At 40.5% G+C, this 1,277-nt stretch carries 1 pseudogene; it reads left to right on the forward strand.

The annotated features are described in order from the left end of the window. Positions 1-1,277, forward strand: a pseudogene (locus NPX99_RS08675) (glycine zipper family protein); the annotation flags it as partial.

Below are 1,277 nucleotides of genomic sequence, written 5' to 3' on the forward strand. Positions count from 1 at the left end.
ATTAGGAGCCATGGAGTATCTGGTTTAACGGCAGGTTATAGTGATGAGTTACAAGCGGCGCTTGAAGCTGGTTTTACGGATTATTGGAGCGGCGATAAAAAGGCAGAAGAAGTCTATAACAGAAGAGTAGCCAAGGAAAGCGCTTACCAGAAAGCATTGGAAGAGAAACACCCCGTTTGGTCTAATTTGGCTTATATGGTTGGTTCGATATTACCAACATTGGCATCATTTGGTATCCCTGGACTAGGGCTTTTAAGAGCAGGCTCTGCGGCAACAACATTTGGTAAGCTAGGTAGGGCAGCGCTTTTAGGAGCAGGATCTGGGGCTTTACATGGCTCTGGAGCAGGAGAAGGTTTAGATGGCAAGCTTATATCGGCAGGGATTGGAGGTGGAATTGGCTCTGTTGCTGCTCCTGTTGGGTCTGTTGCTGGTACAATGATTTCTTATCTTTCTAATAAAGGAAGAGAGTTATGGCAATCGGCTCCTATTGTAAGAGGTTATTTAAATCCTGCTTATAAGGATGTCCAAACCAAAGCGGTAAGAGAAGTTGCAAGGACGTTGTATGATGATGGTGTTGAGAATGTTGCAAAACGTCTTGAAACTGCTCCACGCCATGCATTTTTGACAGATATCAGTCCTAATTTAGAAGTATCCCTTGCTAATATGGGGAAAACAAATACGCATGTTTCTGATATTTTGAGAGGCGCCCATGAAGGACGGTTGAAAGGGGCAATTCACCGTATAGGTCAATCGGCAGATGAAAACATTACTCATCTCCAAGATACGAAAGTTTTCAAAAGGATTCTCAAGGAGCAAGGAAAAGAAGCGCATGATCATCTTTATGAACAGGCAAGGCAAACTCCAATAGGGCAAGAGTATTATCCAGCTCTTAATAAGCTTTTTGCCAATAAAGGGTTTCAAAAGGCGCTCAAAGAAGCTGTAAATAGTTTAGAAGAGCATATTCTAAAAGAAAATCCTCAACGATTTTCTGATAAAAACTTTAGCAGTATAAACTATAAACCTACGATAGAGTTATTAGATCAAGTCAAACAGTCTCTTGATGATTTGATCAAAAAAAGTGAAAGACTTGGCGATAACCAAAAGATCTCTGGGTACCAAATACTCAAAAAAGATTTAGTAAAAATAATGGATGAAATTTCTCCTATTTATAAATCCGCACGTGGTAGTGCGGCAAAATATGAAGGTTTTAAAGAGGCTATAGAACAAGGTAAAAACATTGCACAAAGAGATGTTTCTGGCGAGGGAATTGCAGAAGG

The sequence above is a fragment of the Bartonella sp. 220B genome, from assembly GCF_026930205.1.
In the GTDB taxonomy this organism is placed as follows: Bacteria; Pseudomonadota; Alphaproteobacteria; order Rhizobiales; family Rhizobiaceae; genus Bartonella.